This window comes from Burkholderia ubonensis, from assembly GCF_001718695.1.
GTDB classification, from domain to species: Bacteria; Pseudomonadota; Gammaproteobacteria; order Burkholderiales; family Burkholderiaceae; genus Burkholderia; species Burkholderia ubonensis_B.
This window is the reverse complement of sequence record NZ_CP013421.1, coordinates 1,153,727-1,177,211: the sequence shown is the minus strand read 5'-3', so window position 1 is coordinate 1,177,211 and position 23,485 is coordinate 1,153,727. Positions and strand designations below refer to the sequence as shown.

At 69.7% G+C, this 23,485-nt stretch carries 18 protein-coding genes and 2 pseudogenes; 12 read left to right on the top strand and 8 right to left on the bottom strand.

All coding sequences use genetic code 11. The features are described 5' to 3' along the window. Positions 1-12 precede the first annotated feature (12 nt). The 3 genes from WJ35_RS19855 to WJ35_RS19845 form a co-directional block, all read right to left on the bottom strand. Positions 13-966: an ABC transporter permease gene (locus tag WJ35_RS19855; protein ID WP_060237943.1), complete on the bottom strand. Its 954-nt coding sequence runs from the start codon at positions 964-966 to the stop codon at positions 13-15. Between the two features lie 75 nt (positions 967-1,041). Beyond that, on the bottom strand, positions 1,042-2,628 hold the full coding sequence (locus WJ35_RS19850; RefSeq protein WP_060237942.1) for an ABC transporter substrate-binding protein: 1,587 nt from the start codon (positions 2,626-2,628) through the stop codon (positions 1,042-1,044). 429 nt (positions 2,629-3,057) lie between these two features. After that, the gene (locus tag WJ35_RS19845) at positions 3,058-3,726 is read right to left on the bottom strand and encodes a haloacid dehalogenase type II (RefSeq protein WP_059489524.1); all 669 of its coding nucleotides are present in this window, start codon (positions 3,724-3,726) and stop codon (positions 3,058-3,060) included. A gap of 441 nt (positions 3,727-4,167) precedes the next feature. Here WJ35_RS19845 and WJ35_RS19835 point away from each other — a divergent pair, with 441 nt between their 5' ends. From WJ35_RS19835 to WJ35_RS31845, 10 genes and pseudogenes are all read left to right on the top strand, one after another. Next, on the top strand, positions 4,168-5,028 hold the full coding sequence (locus tag WJ35_RS19835; protein ID WP_060237934.1) for a GNAT family N-acetyltransferase: 861 nt from the start codon (positions 4,168-4,170) through the stop codon (positions 5,026-5,028). A 16-nt stretch (positions 5,029-5,044) separates the two neighbouring features. Next, positions 5,045-5,971, top strand: a complete 927-nt coding sequence (locus WJ35_RS19830) for a 2-hydroxyacid dehydrogenase (protein WP_060237931.1) — start codon at positions 5,045-5,047, stop codon at positions 5,969-5,971. A 163-nt stretch (positions 5,972-6,134) separates the two neighbouring features. Continuing rightward, a complete protein-coding gene (locus WJ35_RS19825) occupies positions 6,135-7,535 on the top strand; it encodes an aspartate aminotransferase family protein (protein ID WP_060237928.1) in 1,401 nt (466 codons plus the stop codon). 88 nt (positions 7,536-7,623) lie between these two features. Continuing rightward, positions 7,624-8,115, top strand: coding sequence for an Lrp/AsnC family transcriptional regulator (locus tag WJ35_RS19820; RefSeq protein WP_059925488.1), 492 nt, complete (start codon positions 7,624-7,626; stop codon positions 8,113-8,115). A 104-nt stretch (positions 8,116-8,219) separates the two neighbouring features. Continuing rightward, the gene (locus tag WJ35_RS19815; protein WP_060237925.1) at positions 8,220-9,692 is read left to right on the top strand and encodes an NAD-dependent succinate-semialdehyde dehydrogenase; all 1,473 of its coding nucleotides are present in this window, start codon (positions 8,220-8,222) and stop codon (positions 9,690-9,692) included. Between the two features lie 218 nt (positions 9,693-9,910). Then, positions 9,911-11,429: pseudogene (locus WJ35_RS19810) on the top strand (diguanylate cyclase). A gap of 130 nt (positions 11,430-11,559) precedes the next feature. Then, complete coding sequence (locus WJ35_RS19805; protein ID WP_069239823.1) at positions 11,560-13,146, top strand: methyl-accepting chemotaxis protein; 1,587 nt, start codon at positions 11,560-11,562, stop codon at positions 13,144-13,146. Between the two features lie 163 nt (positions 13,147-13,309). Continuing rightward, on the top strand, positions 13,310-15,268 hold the full coding sequence (locus tag WJ35_RS19800; protein WP_059621943.1) for a phosphatase PAP2 family protein: 1,959 nt from the start codon (positions 13,310-13,312) through the stop codon (positions 15,266-15,268). A 127-nt stretch (positions 15,269-15,395) separates the two neighbouring features. Further along, positions 15,396-16,355 carry a DUF72 domain-containing protein gene (locus WJ35_RS19795; protein ID WP_069239761.1) on the top strand — a complete coding sequence of 320 codons (960 nt, stop codon included), beginning with the start codon at positions 15,396-15,398 and terminating at the stop codon, positions 16,353-16,355. Further along, positions 16,352-16,522: a hypothetical protein gene (locus WJ35_RS31845; protein WP_014726148.1), complete on the top strand. Its 171-nt coding sequence runs from the start codon at positions 16,352-16,354 to the stop codon at positions 16,520-16,522. The genes WJ35_RS19795 and WJ35_RS31845 overlap by 4 nt, the downstream gene beginning before the upstream one ends. 9 nt (positions 16,523-16,531) lie before the next feature. Here WJ35_RS31845 and WJ35_RS19790 read toward each other — a convergent pair. Then, positions 16,532-17,197 (bottom strand): annotated as a pseudogene (locus tag WJ35_RS19790) (substrate binding domain-containing protein); the annotation flags it as partial. A 393-nt stretch (positions 17,198-17,590) separates the two neighbouring features. Between WJ35_RS19790 and WJ35_RS19785 the strand changes: the two are divergent. Beyond that, a complete protein-coding gene (locus WJ35_RS19785) occupies positions 17,591-17,995 on the top strand; it encodes a cupin domain-containing protein (protein ID WP_011880494.1) in 405 nt (134 codons plus the stop codon). Between the two features lie 248 nt (positions 17,996-18,243). On the opposite strand, the gene WJ35_RS19780 is transcribed toward WJ35_RS19785, so the two are convergent. After that, positions 18,244-19,119 carry an aldo/keto reductase family oxidoreductase gene (locus tag WJ35_RS19780; protein WP_069239760.1) on the bottom strand — a complete coding sequence of 292 codons (876 nt, stop codon included), beginning with the start codon at positions 19,117-19,119 and terminating at the stop codon, positions 18,244-18,246. A gap of 100 nt (positions 19,120-19,219) precedes the next feature. Here WJ35_RS19780 and WJ35_RS19775 point away from each other — a divergent pair, with 100 nt between their 5' ends. Continuing rightward, a complete protein-coding gene (locus tag WJ35_RS19775) occupies positions 19,220-20,122 on the top strand; it encodes a LysR family transcriptional regulator (protein ID WP_014726152.1) in 903 nt (300 codons plus the stop codon). 63 nt (positions 20,123-20,185) lie between these two features. Here the strand turns inward: WJ35_RS19775 and WJ35_RS19770 are convergent, their stop codons facing one another. Genes WJ35_RS19770 through WJ35_RS19760 form a run of 3 tightly spaced genes read right to left on the bottom strand, consistent with a single transcriptional unit; the run spans position 20,186 to position 23,331 of the window. Continuing rightward, complete coding sequence (locus WJ35_RS19770) at positions 20,186-21,430, bottom strand: arsenic transporter (RefSeq protein WP_069239822.1); 1,245 nt, start codon at positions 21,428-21,430, stop codon at positions 20,186-20,188. A gap of 37 nt (positions 21,431-21,467) precedes the next feature. Then, a complete protein-coding gene (locus WJ35_RS19765; protein WP_059734315.1) occupies positions 21,468-22,772 on the bottom strand; it encodes an MFS transporter in 1,305 nt (434 codons plus the stop codon). A gap of 13 nt (positions 22,773-22,785) precedes the next feature. Then, entirely contained in the window at positions 22,786-23,331 is a 546-nt protein-coding gene (locus tag WJ35_RS19760) for a hypothetical protein (RefSeq protein ID WP_069239759.1), read from the bottom strand. Positions 23,332-23,485 lie beyond the last annotated feature (154 nt).

Genomic DNA, 23,485 nt, shown 5'->3' with positions numbered 1-23,485 from the left:
AGGACGGGACGCTCAGGTCCGCAGTCTCGGGTTCGACACGATCGAGCACAGGTCGGCGAACAGCACGAGCGTCAAATAGGCGACGCAGAAGATCAGCGTGCACGCCTGGACCAGCGGGAAATCGCGATTGCCGACGGCATCGACCATCAGGCTCGCGAGGCCCGGATAGTTGAAGATCGTCTCGACGACGATCACGCCGCCGAGCAGATACGACAGGCTCAAGGCGATCGCATTGGCGATCGGACCGATCGCGTTCGGCAGCGCATGGCGCAGCACGACGCGCGCGGGGCTCGCACCCTTGAGCACGGCCATCTCGACATACGACGCGCTCAGCTGCTCGATCACCGCCGCACGCGTCATCCGTGCCATCTGCGCGATCACGACCGCGCAGAGCGTCAGCACCGGCATCGCATACGCGCGCAGGAAGTCGTGCAGGCTTTCGATCGGGCCGCTGTACGACAGCGCGGACAGCCAGTGCAGCTTCACGGCCAGCACGAGCACGGCGACCGTCGCGATCAGGAATTCCGGCGTCGCGACGAGCGACAGCGTACCGAGGCTGATCGCGCGATCGATCGCGGACTCGCGCTTGACCGCGGCGAGAATGCCGAGCAGCAGCGCGATCGGCACCGACACGGCCGTCGTGATCGCCGCGAGCGCGAGAGACTTCGGCAGGCGTCCGCCGATCATCTCCGACACCGGCATGTCGCCGGACAGCGAGCGGCCGAAATCGCCGTGCAGCAGCCCCGCGAGCCAGTGCAGGTAGCGCACGTGGGCCGGCATGTCGAGGCCGAACTGCCGGCGCAGCGCGGCGACCGTCTCCGGCGTCGCGGACTGGCCGAGTGCGGCCTGCGCGGCGTCGCCGGGCAGCAGGTTCGTGATCGTGAAGATGATCGCGGACACGATCAGCAGCGTCAGCGCGGTGACCGCGATGCGCCGGCCGATCAGCCCGAGCAGGATTCGATTCATGGGCACTCCGGGAAAAGTCGCGCGCAACCGGGGCGGTGGCCCGCACCGGCCGCGCGGCGGCGGCACGCATCTGCGTCACGCGTTCCACCACACGTGCTCGGCGAACATGAAGCCCATCATCCCGCCGGTCGGGATCGAGCCGAGGCCCGCGAGCCGCTTGTCGTAGCCGTCGAGGAAGCTGATGAAGGCCGGAATGCCGACCCTGCCCTGCTGCGCGACGAGTGCCTGCATGTCGCCGTACATCTGCTTGCGCTTCGCGTCGTCGGTTTCCGATCGTGCGGCGAGCAGCAACTGGTCGAACTTCGCGTTCTTCCAGCCCGACTCGTTCCACGGCGCGTCCGACTTGAAGAACTGCGTGAACAGCACGTCGGCGCTCGAGCGCGGATTGATGTTGCCGAAGCCGAGCGGATGCTTCATCCAGTGGTTCGACCAGTAGCCGTCCGCCGACACGCGGTTCACCTGCAGGTTCAGCCCGATCTTCTGGCCGGCCTGCTGCAGCAGCACGGCCATTTCGATCGACCCGTTCGCGTCGGAGGTCGCATAGATCGGCGGCAGCGCGGCGCCCAGTGCGCCTGCCTTCTGGAACAGGAACTTCGCCTTGTCCGGATCGTGCGGCCGCTGCGGCAGCGACGCGTTGAAGTAGCGATGCCCCGGCGGGATCGGCTGGTCGTTGCCGATCACCGCGTAGCCGCGGAACACCGCCGAGCGGATCTGCTCGCGATTGAACAGGTACTTCATCCCTTCGACGAAATCGGGGTTCGCGACGATCGGGTTGTCGCTGCGCATGATCAGGTCGGTATAGAGCCCCGACTTGGTTTCCTGCAGCGCATAGCCCGGCGTCGACGCGACCCGCTGCGTCGAGCGCGGATCGATCGCGTTGATCAGGTGCACGTCGCCCGACAGCAGCGCGTTCAGGCGCGCGGCGCTGTCGCTGATGCCGATCAGCTCGATCTCGTCGAGGTACGGCATCCCCGGCTTGAAATAGCTGTCGTTGCGCACGCCGACGGTCGACACGCCCGGCTTGAACGACTTCAGCTTGTACGGGCCGCAGCCGATGCCGGTGCTGAAGTCGGTCGTGCCGTCCTTGACGATCACGAGCTGCGGCGTCGCGAGGATCACCGGCAGATCGGCGTTCGCACTGGCGAGCGTGAGCGTGACCTCGTCCGGGCCGCTCGCCTTCGCATCGGCGAACTGATCGGCAAGCGGCTTGACCTTCGACGCGGTGGCCGCGTTCTTGTGGCGCATCAGCGAAAACACCACGTCGGCCGGCCCGACCGGTTTCCCGTCGTGGAACGTGACGCCCTTGCGCAGCTTGATGATCCACGTCTTCGCGTCGGTCGTCTGCAGCGACTGCGCGAGATTCATCTGCGGCGTGAGGCTCGCGTCGAGCTGCGTGAGGCCGCTGTAGAACATGAAGAAACGAATGTAGTCGGCGCCCGTCGAGCCCTTGGCCGGGTCGAGCGTATCGGCGGTCGAGCCCGTTTCGTTCGCGACCCGGATCTTGCCGCCGCGCTTGGGCGCCGGCGCAGCGAACGCCGACTGCGCGTCCATCAGCAGCCCGCCGCCGCCGACGGCCATCATGCCGCTCGCCGCCATGACACGCATCATGTCGCGGCGCGTGAAGCCGCCCTTGCCGCCGCCGTTGTCGATATCGTCGCTCATCCGAACTGCTCCTGACTGTGGAAAGTGGGTCCTGGGGGCCAGCGTGGTTCGAGAATCCCGGCGCGTCCGCCTGCTGGTGGCGGGCGCGTCGTCATGCGCATTGAGGTCATTTAAGCATCGCCAAAATGCGGGTTGTCGCGATTCGGGGCGGCCGCACGATACGATTCGACCGTTTTGGGCCGCCTGCGCAGCATGATTTGCTGCGTGCCCCGGCGGCGGTCGAAGCGAGCGGAACATCCTGATCGAGCGCGGCGCGCGCGCCATCCAGGACTGCCGCATGAAAGTTCAGAGGATTGCCCGCCTTGTCGAAGCCGTGGCGGGTACACGAGACGATGCGCAAGGCCCATGTGACCTTCCGATGCCGACGACCTGCCGCGTGCGCGGGTGTTCCCGGACATCGCGACAGGCCGGCAGCAGGCAGCGCGGCGCTTACAGCCCGAGCTGCGTCGCGAGGTGGCCGATGTCCGACACCTCGTAGTAGTTGTAGAACGGCGTGCCGGGCTCGTGGCCGCGGTTGACGAACGCCTTGTGCCTGATGCCGAGATCCTCGGCCGTCATCAGGTCGTAGCGCAGGCTCGACGACACGTGCAGCACGTCTTCGGGCTTGCAGCCGAGCTTGCCGAACATGTATTCGAAGCCCTGCATCCGTGGCTTGTACGACTGCGCCTGCTGCGCGGTGAACACCGCATGGAACGGCGCGCCGAGCTTGTCGACGTTGCTCATGATCTGGTCGTCCGACGCGTTCGACAGGATCACCAGCTTGTACTTCTTGGCGAGCCGCGACAGGCCCGCCGGCACGTCCGGATGCGGGCCCCACGTCGGCACCGCATGATAGAAACGCTCGGCCTCGGCTTCGTCGAACTTCGTGCCGACCCGCGCGCAGGTGCGCCGGATCGCGTTGACGACGACGTCGCGATACGGCTTCCACGCACCGAGCACCTCGTCGAGCCGGTAGGCGGCGAACGCACGCACGAATTCCTCGAGCGCGACGGGCGACAGCCGGTCCGCATAGACCTCGCGCGCCATGTCGGCCATCCTGAAACGGGTGAGCGTGCCGTAGCAGTCGAACGTGATGAACTTCGGTTCAAATTGGATCATGGTTGCGTCCTGTCGGTGTGAAGCCCCGGCAGGGCCGGGGACGGGCTGGGTTCAACGAAATTGAATCAGGGCAAAAAATCCGTCGCGCATCGTTCGACGCCGTTCGGAACGCAGAATCGCCGCGTGTTGCAGGCCGCGGGCAGCACGATCTGCGGCGCCGGCCGGCGGACGTCACGAAGCCGCAAGATCGTCGCCCGGCGAGGCTCGCCGACGCGCGGCAGCGCCACCGCGTTTCCATCGTAGTGGCATTCGCACAGCAGAAGCTGTCGGAATGACGGGCCGCGCCGGCATGCGGCGTGCGTTCGCCCGCGCCGATCGAGCCGGTTTGCGTCGATCTCGCGCGACCGCCCGCCGACGCCGTAAAACAGGCGAATCGTCCTATCCGCGCCGCAACGGCGCTGGCAGAGTGAACGTGTCATTCCTACCCCTCCGGAGTCCGGCGTGGCCGACCTCAATCCTTCCAGCACGCTTACCTATCGCCCGTTCGCCGAAACCGACCTGCCCGCCGCGCACCGGCTGTCGGAGGCGGTCAAGTGGCCGCACCGGCTCGACGACTGGCGCTTCGCATTCCAGCTCGGCAGCGGCTTCGTCGCCGAAGACGAAGCCGGCGTCGTCGGCACCGCGCTCGGCTGGCGCTTCGGCGAGTCGCACGCATCGCTCGGCATGGTGATCGTGTCGCCCGCGCGCCAGGGCCGCGGCATCGGCCGCGAACTGCTCGCGCGCGTCGTCGACAGCCTCGGCGCGCGGACCGTGTTCCTGCATGCGACGCCGGCCGGCGAGCCGCTCTACGTGAAGTTCGGATTCAACGCGATCGGCACGATCGGCCAGCACCAGGGCGCCGCGTTCCAGCCGCCGCTGATCTCGCTGCCGCCCGGCGAGCGCCTGCGGCCGCTCGGCACCACCGACGGCCCGCGTCTCGCCGCGCTCGCGTCGCGCGCGGCCGGCTACCCGCGCGACGCGGTGATCGATGCGCTGCTCGGCGTCGCCAACGGGATCGCGCTCGATCGCGACGGCGAACTGCTCGGCTTCGCGCTGTTCCGCCGCTTCGGCCGCGGCCACGTGATCGGCCCGGTGGTCGCGCCGGACGCGCTGCGCGCGCAGGCGCTGATCAGCCACTGGCTTGCGCTGCACGAAGGCATGTTCGTGCGCCTCGACGTGCCGGGCGACAGCGGGCTGTCGGACTGGCTGCAGGGGCTCGGCCTGCCGCGCGTCGATACCGTCGTCGCGATGGCGCGCGGCGCGGCGCCCGCCCGCGATCCGGCGCTGCGCACGTTCGCCATCGTCAACCAGGCGCTCGGCTGAGCGGCAGGCACGCGCGATGAGCTTCCTCTACAAGGCCGACCCGGTGCGCGGCGCGCAATGGGCGCAGCGCTTCGCGCAACAGGCGCCCGACCTCGCGTTCCGGATCTGGCCCGACATCGGCGATCCGCACGCGGTGCGCTACCTCGCCGCATGGCAACCGCCCGACGATCCGGTCGCGCTGCTGCCGAATCTCGAGATCGTGTTTTCGGTCGGCGCCGGCATCGATCAATTCGACCTGTCGCGCGTGCCCGCGCATATCCCGGTCGTGCGGATGGTCGAGCCCGGCATCGTCGACGGGATGGTCGAATACGTGACGCAGGCGGTGCTGACGATTCACCGCGACCTGTTCGACTATGCGGCGCAGCAACGCGCGCACGCGTGGCGCGAGAAGCCGGTGCGCGCGGCCGCGTCGCGACGCGTCGGCGTGCTCGGGCTCGGCACGCTCGGGCAGGCCGTGCTCGATACGCTGCGGCGCTTCGGTTTCCCGTGCGCCGGCTGGAGCCGCACGCCGCGCATGCTCGACGGCATCGACTGCTACGCAGGCGACGCGGCGCTCGACACGTTCCTGGCCCGCACCGACATCCTGATCTGCCTGCTGCCGCTGACCGACGCCACGCGTGGGCTGCTCGGCGCGCGCGTGTTCGGCGCGCTGCCGGCCGGCGCATCGCTCGTGCAGGTCGGGCGCGGCCCGCAGCTCGATGTGGCCGCGCTGCTCGCGGCACTCGACAGCGGCCGGCTCGACAGCGCGATCCTCGACGTGACGGACCCCGAACCTTTGCCGGCCGGCCACCCGTTCTGGACGCATCCGCGCGTTCGCGTCACACCGCACATCGCCAGCGCGACGCGTCCCGACACCGCGGTCGACGCCGTGCTCGCGAACCTCGCGCGACATCGCGCGGGGCAACCGATGATCGGCGTCGTCGATCGCGCGCGCGGCTACTGACGCGCGCGGCGGCCGGCCCGGCGGGGCGCGCAGCAGAAAATGCCGAAGCGCCCCGTGCAAACGCCGCTTTCGTACGTTTCAGGCCGCAAATTGAAGACGCGTGCGGATTTCCCGCCCGGTAGCATGAACTCACGCTGACACCCGACGAGAGTCCCGCCCTGCCATGAACCAAGCCGCGCTGATCGAAGCCGATCGTCACCACCTGATCCACCCTGTCGTCAACTATCGTGCGCACGAGGCGCGCGGCGTCACCGTGCTCGACTCCGCCGACGGCGTCTTCCTGCGCGACGCGGACGGCCGCACGCTGCTCGATGCGTTCTCGGGCCTGTGGTGCGTGAACGTCGGCTACGGCCGCGACAGCATCGTGAAGGCCGCCGCCGAGCAGATGGCGAAGCTGCCCTACGCGACCGGCTATTTTCATTTCGGCTCGCAACCCGCGATCGAGCTGGCCGAACGGCTCGCGGCGCTGGCGCCGCCGTCGCTGAACCGCGTGTATTTCACGCTCGGCGGCTCGGATGCGATCGACTCCGCCGTGCGTTTCATCACGCACTATTTCAACGCGACCGGCCGCCCGTCGAAAAAACAGATGATCGCGCTCGAGCGCGGCTATCACGGCTCGTCGTCGATCGGCGCCGGCCTTACCGCGCTGCCCGCGTTCCACCGTCACTTCGACCTGCCGCGCGCGGACCAGCATCACATCCCGTCGCCCTACCCGTATCGCCACCCGCTCGGCGACGATCCGCAGGCGTTGATCGCCGCGTCGGTCGCCGCGCTCGAAGCGAAGGTCGCCGAACTCGGCGAGGACAATGTCGCCGCGTTCTTCTGCGAGCCGGTGCAAGGCTCCGGGGGCGTGATCGTGCCGCCGGCCGGCTGGCTGAAGGCGATGCGCGACGCGTGCCGGCGCCTCGGCATCCTGTTCGTCGCCGACGAGGTGATCACCGGCTTCGGCCGCACGGGCCCGCTGTTCGCGTGCGAGACCGAACGGGTCGAACCGGACCTGATGACCGTCGCGAAAGGGCTGACCGCCGGCTATGCGCCGATGGGCGCGGTATTCATGTCCGACGAAATCTACGAAGGGATCGCCGGCAGCCGCGCCGATACGGCCGTGGTCGGCCACGGCTACACGTATTCCGCGCATCCGGTCAGCGCGGCGATCGGCCTCGAAGTGCTGAAGCTCTATCACGACGGCGGGCTGCTCGCGAACGGGCAGGCGATGGCGCCGCGCTTCGCGGCAGGCCTCGACGCGCTGCGCGCCCACCCGCTGGTCGGCGACGCGCGCTCGGCCGGCCTGCTCGGCGCGCTCGAACTGGTGGCCGACAAGGCGTGCAAGACGCGCTTCGAGCCGGCGCTGAACGTGCCCGGCAAGATCGCGGCGGCCGCTTACGCGAACGGCGTCGTGTTCCGCGCGTTCGGCGACGGCGTGCTCGGTTTCGCCCCCGCGCTGAGTTTCACCGCGGGCGAGTTCGACCTGATGTTCGAGCGCGTGCGCAAGACGCTCGACGACGTGCTGGCCGACGCATGCGTGCAGCGCGCGCTCGACGCCGCGCACACGCAGCCCGCGTGAGCCGGACAACCGGGAAAGCGGGGCTTGTGGCGGCTACCGTTCGACTCTAAAGTAACCAGACATTCCATTCCTGCCTTCTGACGCGAACATGACGGACAGCAAGCTAGACCGGATCGACCTGCGCATTCTTTCCCAGTTGCAAAAGCGCGGGCGCATGACCAACGTCGAACTGGCCGATGCCGTCGGGCTGTCGCCCAGCCCGTGCCTGATCCGCGTGAAGCGGCTCGAGAAAGCCGGCTACATCGGCGGGTACGGCGCGCACATTCAGCTCGAGAAGCTCGGCGATGTGCAGATCGTGTTTACGGAGGTCACGCTGGCCGACCACCGGCGCGAGGACTTCGACCGGTTCGTCGCGGCGATCCGCAATGTCGACGAGATCGTCGAGTGCCATCTCGCGAGCGGCGGCTACGACTATCTGCTCAAGTTCGTCACGCGCAGCGTGAGCCACTACCAGACGATCGTCGAAGGGCTGCTCGAGCAGAACATCGGCATCGAGAAATACTTCAGTTACGTGATCATCAAGTCGCCGTTCGTCAAGCGGCACTACCCGCTCGAATCACTGTTCGGCGAACGGCACTGACGAACGGCGTGCGGCAACTTCGAACGCGGCAGCGTGCTGTCCGCGTGGAGTAGTCGCACGCGCCGCTGCCGTCTTCACCGAATCGCTCCATCCAAGGACCTGTCATGCCGCTTACGCTGTCCCGAACCGAACTGCTGCGCACCGCCAACCTGATCGACGGCACATGGCGCGATGCGCTCGACGGCCGCCGTTTCGACGTCGCCGATCCGGCGACGCTCGAGACCGTTGCCCGCGCACCCGACAGCGGCGCCGCCGACGCACGCGCCGCGACCGACGCGGCGGCGCGCGCGCTGCCCGCCTGGCGTGCAACGCCCGCTCGCGAACGGGCCGCGATCCTGCGTGCGTGGCACGCGGCGATCGTCGCGCACACCGACGATCTCGCGAAGCTGATGTCGCGCGAACAGGGCAAGCCGCTCGCCGAAGCGCGCGGCGAAGTCGCCTACGGCGCGTCGTACGTGCTGTGGTTCGCCGAGGAGGCGACGCGCACGTACGGCGACCTGATTCCGCAACAGCAGCGCGGCAAGCGGCTCAGTGCGGTGAAGGAGCCGATCGGCATCGTCGCCGCGATCACGCCGTGGAATTTCCCGCTCGCGATGATCGCGCGCAAGATCGCGCCCGCACTCGCGGCCGGCTGCACGGTCGTCGCGAAGCCGGCAGAGGACACGCCGCTGACCGCGCTCGCGTTGGCCTTCCTTGCGCAGGAAGCCGGCGTGCCGCCCGGCGTGCTGAACCTGATCGCCGCGTCGCGCGAACGCGGCATCGACGCCGTGGCCGACTGGCTGGCCGACGGCCGCGTGCGCAAGATCACGTTCACCGGATCGACGCCCGTCGGCAAGCTGCTCGCACGCGAGTCGGCGGCGACGCTGAAGAAGCTGTCGCTGGAGCTCGGCGGCAATGCGCCATTCATCGTGTTCGACGATGCGGAACTCGATGCCGCGGTCGACGGGCTGATGGCCGCCAAGTTCCGCAACGGCGGTCAGACCTGCGTGTCGCCGAACCGCGTGTACGTGCAGGCCGGCGTCTACGACGCATTCGCCGCGAAGCTCGCGGCGCGCGTCGCCGCGCTGAAGGTCGCGCCGGCGATCGACCCGGCCGCGCAGATCGGCCCGATGATCAACGCGCGTGCGGTGGACAAGATTGCGCGCCACGTCGGCGACGCGATCGAGCGCGGCGCGCGCGTGCTCGCCGGCGGCAAGCGTCTGGCCGAACTCGGCCCGAACTTTTACGCACCGACGGTGCTCGCCGACGCCACCGCCGACATGCAACTGAACTGCGAGGAAACGTTCGGCCCGATCGCGGCGTTGTTTCGCTTCGATACCGAGGACGAGGCCGTCGGCGCCGCGAACGACACGCCGTTCGGGCTCGCCGCGTATTTCTACACGCAGGACGTGCGGCGCATCGCGCGCGTGTCGGCGCGGCTCGAAACAGGCATCGTCGGCATCAACGAAGGCGCGCTCGCGAGCGAGGCCGCACCGTTCGGCGGCGTAAAGCAATCGGGCTATGGTCGCGAAGGCTCGCGCTACGGACTCGACGATTACCTGTCGATCAAGTACCTGTGCCAGGGCGGGCTCGACTGATCGGTTGGGCGGCGCCGATTCGCCAAGCGCAACCAGCGCGACGATTGCCGCGATTGTCACGATCGCATCGCATAAACGCCCGCAGCCGGCCCATAGCCGGTTGCGCCGCCGCCATCATCGCCCCGCATGCCGGCCTCGATTTCTGGGCAGTCCTGCCGTTAACACGGATTTGACCCGGCCGCGTCAGTCGCGGCCGGCTTCCGGAACGAGCGCGACCAATGCCTGCACCTCTTTCGATCGAGAAAATTGCCGACTGGGCCGGACGACACCATCTTGTCGTCGGCGCGCTCGGCACACTGATGTCGCTCGCTGCGCTGGGCCTCAGCGCGATGACGCTCTGGGCCGCGAGAAGCGAAGTCGTCGAGCACGCGCATGAAACGTCGCGCAACGTCGCCGCGGTGCTGGTCAGCGAGATCGCGCGGACCGTCGAGACGTCGAACAGCGCGCTCGCGTCGCTCGCGACCAATATTCGCAACCCGGCGATGGCCCGCATGAATGCCGGCTTGCGCCATGATCTGCTGTTCCAGCGCACGGCCGCGCAATACGTGACCGGGATGGGCGTGACGGACCGCTACGGCCAGCTGATCGACGGCTGCTGCGGCCCGTCCCACCACTGGGACTTCAGCGATCGCGACTACTTCAAGGTCCATCGCGACGCGGCGAATGTCGGCCTTTACGTGTCCGAGGCCTATCACGCGCGCTCGCGCGGCGGCACGAAGTCCATCGCGCTCTCCCGGCGCATCGAGCGGCCGGACCACGCGTTCAACGGGATCGCGGTCGTCGCCATCGACCTCGACTATTTCGATCAGCTGCTTTCCCGGCTGAACGTCGGGCCCCACGGCATCAGCGCGATCCTGCGCGCGGACGGCACGATACTCGCGCGCAACCCACCGCTGAGCGATGGCCAGATGGTGCGCCTGCGTCGCTCGAAGGCGTTCGAACGGATGGTGCAGCACGAATCGGGCTTCTACGCGGCGCGCTCGCGCATCGACGGGACCTTGCGGCTGTATACGTTCCAGCGGGTGCCGGGTACGCCGCTGATCGCGGTCGTCGCGCCGGCCGAGCAGGACGTGCTGGCCGACATCACGCGTGTCATGGTCGGTCGGCGTGCCGGCATCGATCATCTGCGCGCTCTTCTGCGCCGTCGTCTGGCTGCTCGCATTCGCGTTGCGGGACAATCTTCGCAAGCAGACCCTGCTGACCGATCTCACCCGCACCGATCCGCTGACGGGCCTGAGCAACCGCCGTGCGCTCGATGTCGCGCTGGCCGACGAATGGGAACGGCTCCAGCGCGGCAACGACGCCAGCCTGTCGGTGCTGTTCATCGATGCCGACCACTTCAAGCAGTACAACGACCGATACGGGCATGCGCAAGGTGACGCGGCGCTGAGGTTCCTGGCCGAATGCATCCGTGCCCACACGCGCCGGCGCGGCGATATCGCCGCGCGTTACGGCGGCGAGGAGTTCGTCGCCGTGCTGCCCGATACTGACGAGAGCGGCGCGGCGACCGTCGCGGAAGCGATTCGCGGCGCGGTGGAGCGCAACTGCCTCGACGGATTCGACGCGACGATGCCCGCGTTCACCGTCAGCATCGGCTGCGCGACCGCGCATCGCGGCCACCCGAAGTCCGTGCAGGCGCTGTCGCGTCAGGCGGACCTCGCGCTGTACACCGCCAAGCGCCAGGGCCGCAATTGCGTGTGCCGCGCGGACGCGAAATCGTTTGCGCAACCGGCTTGACCGTACCGCTTCGATCGTTCGTTTGAGCATACGCGACCCGCAAACGATTGGGCGATTCACACCCCCATATCCTTCATGTACCGTGCGCGCCATCCGGAACGCTATCGAATTACATGACAGGATGTGCAAGATGAGTAACAAGCCGTTGACCATTCGCGCGAAGTTGATGCTCGCGTTCGGGGTTCTGACCTGCGTCGTGCTGCTGGTGTCGGTGCTCGGCATCGTCTCCCTCAGCCGCGCGCATGGGAGGTTCTCGGACTACGTGAACGGCATCAACGCGCGCGCGACGCTCGCCGACCGCGTGCACGTCGCGGTTGACCGGCGCGCAATCGCCGCGCGCAACATCGTGCTCGCAGGCTCCGCGGCCGACGTCGAACACGAAAAGGAGGCGGCGCTGCAGGCGGACCGCGACGTCGGCACCCTGCTTCGCCAGTTGCGGCTCGCCGTCGGCCCGGGCACCGACGCGACCGACAAGGCGCGCGAACTCGTCAGACAGATCGACACGGTCGAGGCCAGCTACGGGCCCGTCGCGCGCGCGATCGTCGATGCCGCCGTGAACAACCGGCGCGATCAGGCGATCACGATGATCGACGAACAGTGCCGCCCGCTGCTGGTCCGGCTCGTCGCCGCGACCGACGCTTTTGCGACCTATTCGCGCGAGCGGGCCGCGCAGCTCGTGACCGATTCGGGCGACCGCTATACGTCGCAACGGCTGCTGCAGACCGCCATCTGCCTCGCCGCGGCGGTCGGCGCGATGGTGGCCGGCTGGGCCATCGCGCGCGACCTGATCCGCTCGCTCGGCACCGAACCGGCAATGCTCAACGGCATCGCGCAGCGCATCGCGGCCGGCGACCTCGCCGGCAACGCCGCGAGCGCCGCTGCACCGCGCGGCAGCGTGCTGGCGTCGATGCACGAAATGCAGGCGAACCTCGTGCGGCTGATCGCGCAGGTCCGCGCCGCGTCGAGCAACGTCGCGGCGGGAGCGAGCGAGATCGCGGCCGGCAACATGGACCTGTCGTCGCGCACCGAACAGCAGGCCGCATCGCTGCAGGAAACCGCGTCGAGCATGGAGCAATTGACGTCGACCGTGCGGCTGAACGCCGACAACGCCCAGCAGGCCAGAGCGCTGGCCGACAACGCGTCGCAAGTCGCACAGCGCGGCAACGTCGCGGTCGGATCGATGGTCGAGACGATGACCGAAATCAGCGCGAGCTCGTCGAAGATCGCCGACATCACGGGGCTGATCGAAAGCATCGCATTCCAGACCAACATCCTCGCGCTGAACGCCGCTGTCGAGGCCGCGCGCGCCGGCGAGCAGGGCCGCGGCTTCGCGGTCGTCGCGGGCGAGGTCAGCAGCCTCGCGCAGCGCGCGTCGAGCGCCGCGAAGGAAATTCGCGAGCTGATCTCGCATTCGGTGGAGAAGATCGAAGACGGATCGCGCCTCGCGAACCACGCGGGCGACACGATGAGCCAGGTGACGCAGGCCGTCGCGCGGGTGACGGACATCATGGGCGAGATCGCGGCGGCGTCGAGCGAGCAAAGCCGCGGCATCGAGCAGGTCACGCTGGCGATCACACAGATGGATGAAGTCACGCAGCAAAACGCCGCGCTCGTCGAGGAAGCGGCCGCCGCATCCCGATCGCTCGAAGAACAGGGCAGCCAGCTGGCCAACGCAGTCGCGCTGTTTCGACTCGATGAGAGCGCAGCCCACGCGTAGCCGCACGCGGCCGGTTCATACTGGCCGCAAACGTTTTGCAGCACGAATTCACCAAATAGTGAGCATTCGGCCGCGTCGACCGCGACGCGCCACAATTCCTTAACGGCCGCGTCACGATCGCGCTCGACAATCCGCCATCTTCGACCTTCAGGATGGAGTCCGCATGATCGTGTCACCCCGCCGTTTTCCGCTGCACGTCGCAGCACTCGCGAGCGCGCTCGCACTGGCCGCCTGCGGCGGCGGCGACGACGTCGCATCGACCCCGGCGACCAGCGCCGCGATGCCGGCGCCGCCCGCCGACCCCGGCTTCGTCGACAGCGCACCGGTGCCGAGCGTGCCGGCGTTCGTCGACAACATCGCGACCAACCAGCGCGGCGACGCGCGCTATGCGACGTTGTCGACCAACGCCGCGGTGCGGGTCGTGAGCCGCTTCCTCGATCTGTGGCAGCCGTCGACGATGATCGTCGACGCGGGCGTGAACGCGCCGGCCAACGGCGCGTTTCCGGCCGTGGTGGCGTCGACGTGCTCGGGCCTGCCCAGCAGCGGCACGCCGTGCGGCACGATTCTGAACGGCACGGTGCTCGCCGCCAACGTTCAATACGTGGTCGACGCAACGACCGCACGCACGCAGCAGCAGGCCGATGCGGCCTACTTCGACGACCGGCGCGGCAAAGGCTACAGCGTGACCGACGGGATGGGCCCGCTCACCGACGCGTGGCGCACGGCCGCGCAGCAGACGACCAGCATCACCAGCGTGCCGGCCGATGCGACCACGGTGCTGTACAACGACGCCGGCAACAACACCGGCGTCGGCAGCAGCACCAACGCGAACTTCGGCAAGGTCGTCGATCTGCTCAACGAAATGGGCACCAACGCGTCGACCGAACCGTCGAAGCGCTTCTATAAATATGCGCGTCCGTACCGCTGGAGCGCCGCGGTCGTCGTCGCGCCGACGCTCGTGCCCGCCGAAAGCGCGACGCCCGCCACCGACGGCGGCTTCATCAGCGGCCACGAGGCCGAAGCGATGCGCGACGCGACGACGATGGCGTGGCTCGTGCCGGAGCGCTTCCAGGAGATGGTGAGCCGCGGCCTCGAACTCGGCGAGAACCGGATCCTCGCCGGCATGCATTCGCCGCTCGACGTGATCGGCGGCCGCATGCTCGCGCTGGCCATCAGCGCGGCGAACCTGACCGCCTACGCGAGCGACGCGCAGGCCGCGTACGGCCAGGCGCACCAGGCGCTGCAGCAGCTCACGGGAACGACCGACGCGACGTTCGCCGCGTTCGCGCATTCGGGCACCACGGCGACCGACCGGTTCGCCGATTACACCGCGAACCGGGCCGCGTTCCTGCGCCGCCTGACGTTCGGCTTCGGCGCGATCGAATCGACCGACGCGCCGCCCGTCGTGCCCAAGGGCGCCGAGGTGCTGCTGCAGACGCGCTTCCCGTACCTGAGCGCGGACCAGCGGCGGGTCGTGCTGAAGACCACCGAGCTGCCGTCGGGCTACCCGGTGATGGACGATGCGGAAGGCTGGGGCCGCCTGAACCTGTTCACCGCGGCCGACGGCTACGGCACGTTCAACGGCAACGTGGTCGTGTCGATGGACGCGTCGCGCGGCGGCTTCTACGCGGCCGACCAGTGGCGCAACGACATCGGCGGCGCCGGCAAGCTGACGCTGCAAGGCACCGGCACGCTGACGCTCGCCGGCAACAACAGCTACACGGGCGGCACGCAGGTGAACGGCGGCACGCTCGCCGCGGCGTCCGCGAGCGCGTTCGGCAACGGCGACGTGTACGTCGGCGCGGGCGGCGGCGTCCGGATCGCGGCGGCCGCGCCGGTCACGATCGCGACGCGTTACACGCAGCTCGCGAACACGACGCTCGAACTCGACATCGACGGCAAAGGCGGCGGCCGCCTGCGCGTCGGCGGCCCGCTCACCGTCGCCGGCGGCACGCTTCACGTGAAGTTCGTGAACGGCTATGCGCCGAAGGCCGGCGACACGATCGCGCTGATCGACGGCGCGGCGCTCGCCGCGAAGTTCGCGACGGTGACGGTCGACGGCTTCAAGGCGACGCCAGTTTATACGGCTACGGGCGTGTCGGTGATGTTGTCGGCGTCCTGATCGGCGGTCCAGCCTCAGCGTGCCGCGCGGCCGTCGCGAGCACGCTGTGTGCGGGTCCCCATTTCATACCGGCCGGCACGCGCCTTGCTCGTCGCGACACGATCCACGGCATCTCCGAGGTATCGACGTGACGAGCCCATCAGCGCGCATCCATATCGGCATTTCCGGCTGGCGCTACGCCGGCTGGCGCGGCACCTTCTACCCGCAAGGGCTGAAGCAGGCCGACGAGTTGCGCTACGCAGCGAGCCGGCTGCAGACGATCGAGATCAACGGCACGCATTACAGCCTGCAATCGCTCGCCAGCTGGCGGCGCTGGTACGACGAAACGCCGCCCGGTTTTACGTTCGCGGTGAAAGGCGCACGCTATCTGACCCACATGCTGCGGTTTCGCGACGAAACCGCGACGGTCGCGTGCGCGAACTTTTTCGCGCAGGGGCTGCTTGCGCTCAACGACAAGCTCGGCCCGTTCCTCTGGCAATTTCCGCCGTCGCTGCGATTCGACCCCGACCACATGGAACACTTCCTCGGCCTGCTGCCGCACGATACCGGAGCGGCGCTGGCGCTCGCGCAACGGCACGACGGGCGGGTCAGGACGCCCTATCTCCAGATCGACCGCAAGCGCGCATTACGACACGCGATCGAAGTGCGTCACGCGAGCTTCGTCGACCCGGCGTTCGTGAAGCTGCTGCGCCGGCACGCGGTCGCGCTGGTCGTGTCGGATTCGACGGAACCGTGGCCGCAGTTCGAGGACCTGAGCGCCGACTTCGTCTACATGCGGCTGCACGGCACCGAGACCAAATATTCGGGCGAGTACTCGGATGCGTCGCTCGCCCGCTGGGCGCAGCGCATCGAAACGTGGAGCCGCGGCGCGCAGCCCGCCGACGCGCGCCTCGCCGCACCGGACCTCGCGCCGCCGCGCGCGCATGCGCGCGGCGTCTACTGCTACTTCGACAACGATACGAAGACGCGCGCGCCGTTCGATGCGCGGCGCCTGATGGCGCGCCTCGGCGTGCGGGCGCACGACGCGACCGTCGCAGCGGACAGCGCGCCGCAGGCTGAACCGCAACCGCAAGGAGAAGAACGATGACCCTGCTCATCTATCTGGTCGGATGGATCATTTTCATCGGCGGCGTCGCGTGGGGCTTGATCGCGCTGCACGTGTCGCAGCATGTCGTCGAGATCGTCGCCGTGATCCTGTTCGGCATCGCGGTGATCACGGGCGCCACCCGCGCGCGCAGCCGCGATCGCACCTAGGCGCGCGCGTCACGCGGCGTCGAGATAGGCGGCGAGCGCGTCTGGGCTCGCGGACGGAAACGCATCGGACAGATGCGCGAGAAACGCGGACACGCGCGCTCCCAACAGCCGCCGCGACGGGTACAGCGCCCATAGCGCGATGTCCGGCCCCGGCACGTCGCCCCAGCTGACGAGCGTGCCGGCCGCGAGGTCGCCGCTCACGAGCGACACCGGCAAGCACGCCGCGCCGAGCCCGAGGCGCACCGTATCGCGCACCATCACCAGCGACGACAGCCGCGCCACCGGTTCGAATGCGATACGGGCGGGCCCGGTCGGCCCGATCACGTCCCACGCGGTGCGCAGGTCGTCGGCGGTGCGCACGACGGCCGGCGCGGCCGCGCCGTCGCCGGGCCGCGCGAGCGCCGGCGTCGCGACGACCGCCAGCCGGTCGCGCAGGAACACGCGCCCGATCAGCGTTGCGTCCGGGTCGGGATTCACGCGGATCACGAGGTCGTAGCCTTCTTCGATCATGTCGACCGGCCGGTCGTCGGTCGTCACTTCCAGTCGCACATCCGGATACTTCAACGCGAACGTCGCGACGAGCTTGCCCATCGCCAGCTGCGAGAACAGCATCGGCGCGCTGATGCGCAGCCGGCCGCGCGGCCGCTCGCCGCCCGACGCGATCGCGGCGGCGCTGGCTGGGTGAGTGGGGAGCGTTGGGGGCGGTGCTGGCGCGCTAGCGCCTGCGCCGATGCGGCGATACGCCGGGACGCGCTGGCATGCGATGCGCGGTAAGGCGATGCGCCGTGCTGCGACGCGGTGCGGGTGGTCTGATGCGGCTGAACGCTGTCGAGCCGGTCGTCATCGGCAGCCGGTTCGCGGCGATCGCCGCGACCGATCCACCACCGCGATGGGCGCGATCGCCGCCATCACGGCAAAACGCCCCACGCATCGCCCCCCCCACATCGCCGCATTCGCGACCCAAGCAGCCGCGTGACGGCCTCCCTATAATCGGACCTTTCGCCGCGTTCGCGCGCGATGACGCAGCACTTCCCATTCCGAGCAACACCCTTCGCCTCTGGAGACGAGATGACCCTCCCCGCCGTTCCGTTCGCCGAATCGTTCGATCTCGAAGCCGCATTCGACGACGTATCCGAATACTGGTCGCCCAAGGTGGTCGCGCAGGTCAACGATCAGTACGTCAAAGTCGCGAAGGTGCGCGGCCGGCTCGTGTGGCACGACCATGTCGGCGAAGACGAGCTGTTCTTCGTCGTGCGCGGGCACCTGAAGATCGAGTATGAAGGCGGCCGCGTCGTCGATCTGCCCGCCGGCTCGATGCACGTGGTGCCGCGCGGCACGCTGCACAACCCGATCGCCGAAGAAGAATGCTGGATCGTGCTGATCGAGCCCGTGCAGACGAAGCACACCGGCGACGTGCAGTCGCCGTTGACGCGCACCCTGGACGAGCAGCTCGGTCAGCCGCAGCCGCGCTGAATTCGCGCGCGTCGCGGGCAGCGCAAGCCAGCGCGCGACGGGCGGTGCAGGCGGTTCGATAGCGCGCGCCCGCAGCGAACGCGCGTCCCGTTACCGCGGACATCATATGTATCCAGCACGCGGGTACGCGCACGCGGCACCGCGAGCTGGTCGCGGCTCGGGCGGCCGGCGCTTCGGGCGCACGCTGCCGCACGCAGTACCTCGCGCAGCACCTCCCGCAGCAAGCCCCGCCAACCGCCCCGCCCGCCTCAGCCGCGCACCGCCGCGATGCCGTCGAGTTCGCGCATCGCATCGTCCGGCAGCGTCAGCGCGCCGGCGGCCAGATTCTCGCGCAGATGAGCGAGCGACGACGTGCCCGGAATCAGCAGGATGTTCGGCGCGCGGCGCAGCAGCCACGCGAGCGCGGTCTGCATCGGCGTCGCGCCGAGCCGCGCGGCGACCGCGTCGAGCGTCGACGACTGCAACGGGTTGAAGCCGCCGAGCGGAAAGTACGGGACGTACGCGATACCGTCGCGTGCGAGCGCGTCGATCAGGCCATCGTCGTCGCGATGCGCGAGGTTGTAGTGGTTCTGCACGCACGCGATGTCGCAGATCCGCCGCCCTTCGGCGATCTGCGCTGCCGTCACGTTGCTCAGCCCGATGTGCCGCACGAGGCCCTGCCGCTGCAGTTCGGCGAGCGCGCTCAGCGGCGCCTCGATCGAGCCTTCGGCCGGCCCGTGCACGTCGAACATGATGCGCAGGTTGACGACGTCGAGCACGTCGAGGCCCAGGTTGCGCAGGTTGTCGTGCACGGCCGCGGCGAGCGCGTCGGCGGCGAAGGCCGGCAGCCACGAGCCGTCGTCGCCGCGCGTTGCGCCGACCTTGGTCACGATCAGCAGATCGTCGCGATACGGGTGCAGCGCGTCGCGAATCAGCTGGTTCGTCACATGCGGGCCGTAGAAGTCGCTGGTGTCGATGTGGTCGACGCCCGCTGCCACGGCTTCGCGCAGCACGGCAAGCGCGGCGTCGCGATCCTTCGGCGGCCCGAACACGCCGGGCCCGGCCAGCTGCATCGCGCCGTAGCCGAGACGGTGAACGCGCCGGCCGGCGATGGCGAACGTGCCCGATTGAACGATGGGGGACATGATCGTGCTCCTGTTTTCGAATGACAGAACGCAGGTTACGCCGCCTCACACTGCGCGATAACCCGTCATAATCTGCACGACCTGTACGAAAGGACGAACAATGCAAGTCGATCTGGGCGATCTGAACGCGTTCGTGGCGGTGGCGCGCGCGAAGGGCTTCCGTGAGGCCGCGCGGCTGGCCGATGCGAGCGCGTCGGGGCTCAGCGAGGCGGTGCGCCGGCTGGAGGCGCAATTGGGGGTCCGGCTGCTGCACCGGACGACGCGCAGCGTGTCGCCGACCGAAGCCGGCGAGCGTCTGCTGGCGCGGCTCACGCCCGCGCTGAGCGAGGTGCAGGCCGCGCTCGACGTGGTGAACACGTTCCGCGAGCGGCCGGTCGGCACGCTCAAGCTCAATGTGCCGACCAGCGCGGCGCGGCTCGTGCTGCCGTCGATCATCCCGCGCTTTCTCGACGCGTATCCGGAGATCCGGCTCGACATCGTCGCGGACGAGAGCTTTGTCGATATCCTGGCAGCCGGCTGCGACGCCGGCATACGCTATGACGACCGCCTCGAACAGGACATGATCGCCGTGCCGATCGGTCCGCGCTCCCAGCGCTTCGCGACCGCCGCGGCGCCCGCCTATCTCGCGCGGCGCGGCCGGCCGGCCCATCCGCGCGAGCTGCTCGACCACGCGTGCCTGCGCGGCCGCTTCGCGAGCGGCGCGATGCCGGCTTGGGAGTTCGAGCGCGACGGCGAAGTGGTGCGCGTCGAGCCGTCGGGGCCGCTCGTCGTGCAGATCGGCGGCGCCGTCGATCTCGTCGTCGACGCCGCATGCGCGGGCGTCGGCATCGTCCACCTGTACGAAGACTGGCTCGCGCCGCAGCTCGCGAGCGGCGCGCTCGAGCCGGTGCTCGACGCGTGGTGGCGGCCGTTCTCCGGCCCGTATCTGTACTATCCGGGCCGGCGCTTCGTGCCCGCGCCGCTGCGCGCCTTCGTCGACTTCATCAAGGCCGACGCCGCGTAGCGCATGACGTGGCGCGGGTGTCCGTCGCCCGCGCCCGCCTTCCGCCCCACAAGCCCCCCACCTCTACACAAGCCGCACCGCCAGCGCCGCCACGAGCGCCGGCAGCATCACACACGCGCCGATCGCCAGAAACTTCCCCGCGCTCACTTGCAGCCCGTCGCGCCGGATCGCCGCGAGCCACAGGATCGTCGCGAGCGAGCCGGTGACGGACAGGTTCGGCCCGAGATCGACGCCGATCAGCAGCGCATCGACCACCGGCTGCGGGCTGTGCGCGACGCCCACGATCGCGCCCGCGATGAGCCCGGCAGGCAGATTGTTGACGAGGTTCGACGCCAGCGCGATGGCGACGCCCGACGCAGCCGCCGCATGCGCCGTACCGCCAGCCGTCAGCGCGCGCAGCAGCGCCGCCAGCGCATCCACCGCGCCGGTCCGCTCGAGCGCCTCGACCAGCACGAACAGTCCGGCCACGAGCGGCAGCACGCTCCACGAGATCGCGCGCAGCGTCGGCCCGCAGGCCGCGCGATCGCGCGCCAGCACACAGGCCGCGGTCAGCGCGCCGGCCAGCGCGGTCGGCAACCCGAGCGGCCGATCGAGCAGCGACACGATCATCAGCGCGGCGGCCGTCGCCGCGATGCCGGCCAGCGCGATGCGCGCGCCCGCGCTCAACGAGGGCACCGGCAGATCGCACGCGCAATGGCCGCGCAACGCGTGACGCTGCGTCGCGCGCAGCATCGCGTAGGTACACGCGATCGACGCGACGGACGGCAGCGCGAAGCGTGCGAGCCAGGTGCCGAGCGCGGGCATGTGCGCACCGTACAGCACGAGATTCGCGGGGTTCGAGATCGGCAGCACGAAGCTCGCCGCGTTCGCGACGAACGCGCAGACGTACAGCAGCGGCAGCGGGTCCGTCTTCGCGCGGCGCGCGGCCGCGAACACGGCCGGCGTCAGCACGACGGCGGTCGCGTCGTTCGACAGGAACACGGTCGTGACGGTCCCGACCAGATAGACGAGCGAGAACAGCCGCCGCGGCGAACCGCGCGCGCCGTTCACGACGTGGGCCGCGACCCAGTCGAACAACCCCTCGCGCCGCGCGACTTCGGACAGAAGCATCATCCCGGTCAGGAACAGGTACACGTCACCGCCTTTCGCCACGGCCGCGAGCGCCGCGTCGGCGGGCAACAGGCCGAGAGCGACCAGCAGCACCGCGCCGGCCACGGCCCAGATCGCCTCGGGCCAGCCGAACGGCCGCACGATCACGCCGGCGGTCGCGAGCGCGGCGATCGACCACGCGAACGGAGCGGAATTCATCGGCATACCGGGCGGCTGCAATGCATCGACGCGCGCTTCATCGCGATGCGACCGGCAGGTCGGCCGGCTCACCGCCGTCCGCGCCGCCCGGCGGCTTGCCGCACGCCGCGCGCAGCGAGCGCGCGTAGCCGAGCCACAGCGCGAGCGAACCGGTCGACACCGCGCCCAGCACGACGAACGCGACCGGATAACCGTAATGCTGCGCGAGTACGCCGCCGAGCGCCGGGCTGAGCGCCGCGCCGATGCCCTGCACGGTCGCGACCGCGCCCTGCCCGGCGTTCACGTGGCCCGTGCCGTCGAGCAGGCGCACGACGAGCGCCGGCACGACGACGCTTTGCAGGCCGGCGCCGATCCCGTCGAGGATCTGCACCGGCCACACGCCGGCCTCGCTCATCAGCGCGGCCGCGAGCACGCCGCGCAGCGGCAGCGCCAGATACGACAGCAGCAGCACGCACCAGTATCCGTGCGCACGAATCAGCCGCGGCGCGCACCACGCCGCCGCGATCATCACGCATTGCGCGATCACGATGGTCTGCGCGGTAAACACACTCGGATCGCTGCGGTGCGCGGCGACGACGCCCATCCCGTACAGCGGCAGCATCGCCGCGTTGCCGAGATGGAACAGCGCGAGCGACGCGCCGAGCAGCACCAGCGGCCGGTTCGCGGCCACCGAGCGCCACGCGCGCGCAGGCGGCGCCGCGCCGCCGCCCGAGCGGCCACGGTCCGACGCCGGTTCGCCGCGCGCGCGGCCGGCTGCGTCGTCCGGCATCGCGAGGCCGCGCGCGCACGCATGGTCGATCGCCCGCGCCGGAATCGCGCACGCGCTCACGATCGCGAGCACCGCGAACGCGGCGACGAGCGCGAACACGGCGTCGAATCCCGCGTGCCAGCCGAGCCAGCCGGCGAGTGCGGCGCCGACCACGTTGCCGGCGTGATTCGCCATCTGGTTGCGGCCGAACTGGCGGTCGAAGCCCTGTCTGCGCGCGATGCCGAGCGTCATGCCGGCGATGGCCGGCGCGAACGCCGCGCCGCACACGGCGGCCACGACCTGCGATGCGGCGACGGCCGCGTAGCCGTCGGCGAAACGCAGCGTCATCGACGCGAGCGCGGTCGCGGCCGTCGCACAGACGATCAGCAGCCGCTTCGCGCGCAGCGCGTCGACGAGCGCGCCGGCGGCCGGCGTCGCGGCCATCGCCGCGAGCCCGGCGAGCGTCATCACGGAGCCGATCGCGTCGGCACTCCACCCGCGCGACAGCAGGATCACGCCGGCGAACGGGCCGATCCCGGCCTGCACGTCGGCGATGAAGAAGTTGAGCGCCTCGAGCGCGCGCGCCGGCCGCATGGTCGCCGCGCGTTCAGTCGGCCGGCGCATCGACGAGCTCGCCGATCTCGCTCACCTCGAGCGTCGTGCCGTACGGCGTGACGACCGCGTCGCCCCACACCTGTACGTGCGTGCCGGGACGCAGGTAGTCGGCGAGTTCGGCTGCCGCATGCGGCGGCAGCCGCAGCGCGACGCCGCTCGTCAGCAACGCGCCGTTGCACTCGCCGCGCGGGCCATGTAGCGCGAACGCGATCTGGCCGCACACGTCGATCGGCTCGCGTGCGGGATGCGGCCGCGCGTGCGGTTCGGGGCCGGGCCCGGTATCGACCAGCTCGGCGCCGTCGCGAGCGGTCAGCTGCACGGCCGACACCATGTCGGCGCCGCGCGCCTTGACGCCGCGCACGCGGATGCGATCACCGGCCGCGACATGCCGGACCAGCTCGCGCCCCAGATGCGGCGGCACGTGAACCTGCAGGTCGCCGTTCAGGATCAGGCCGTCGATTTCTCCGTGCGGATCGAGCAGGAACCGGGTGACGCGGCCGTGCGTTTCGGGCAGGCAAGCGGGATCGATCCAGTGCATCGTGGGGTCCTCATCGGGGTGTCGCCGCAGGCGTCGCACCCAGGGCCGCGGCGTACGCTGCGGCGGCCGGGCGGCGCGCAGCGTCGAACGCGCGGCGACGGCGGCGTGACGGACCGCGACGACGGGTTGCGGTCCGCCTCTCTTTGCAAACGCC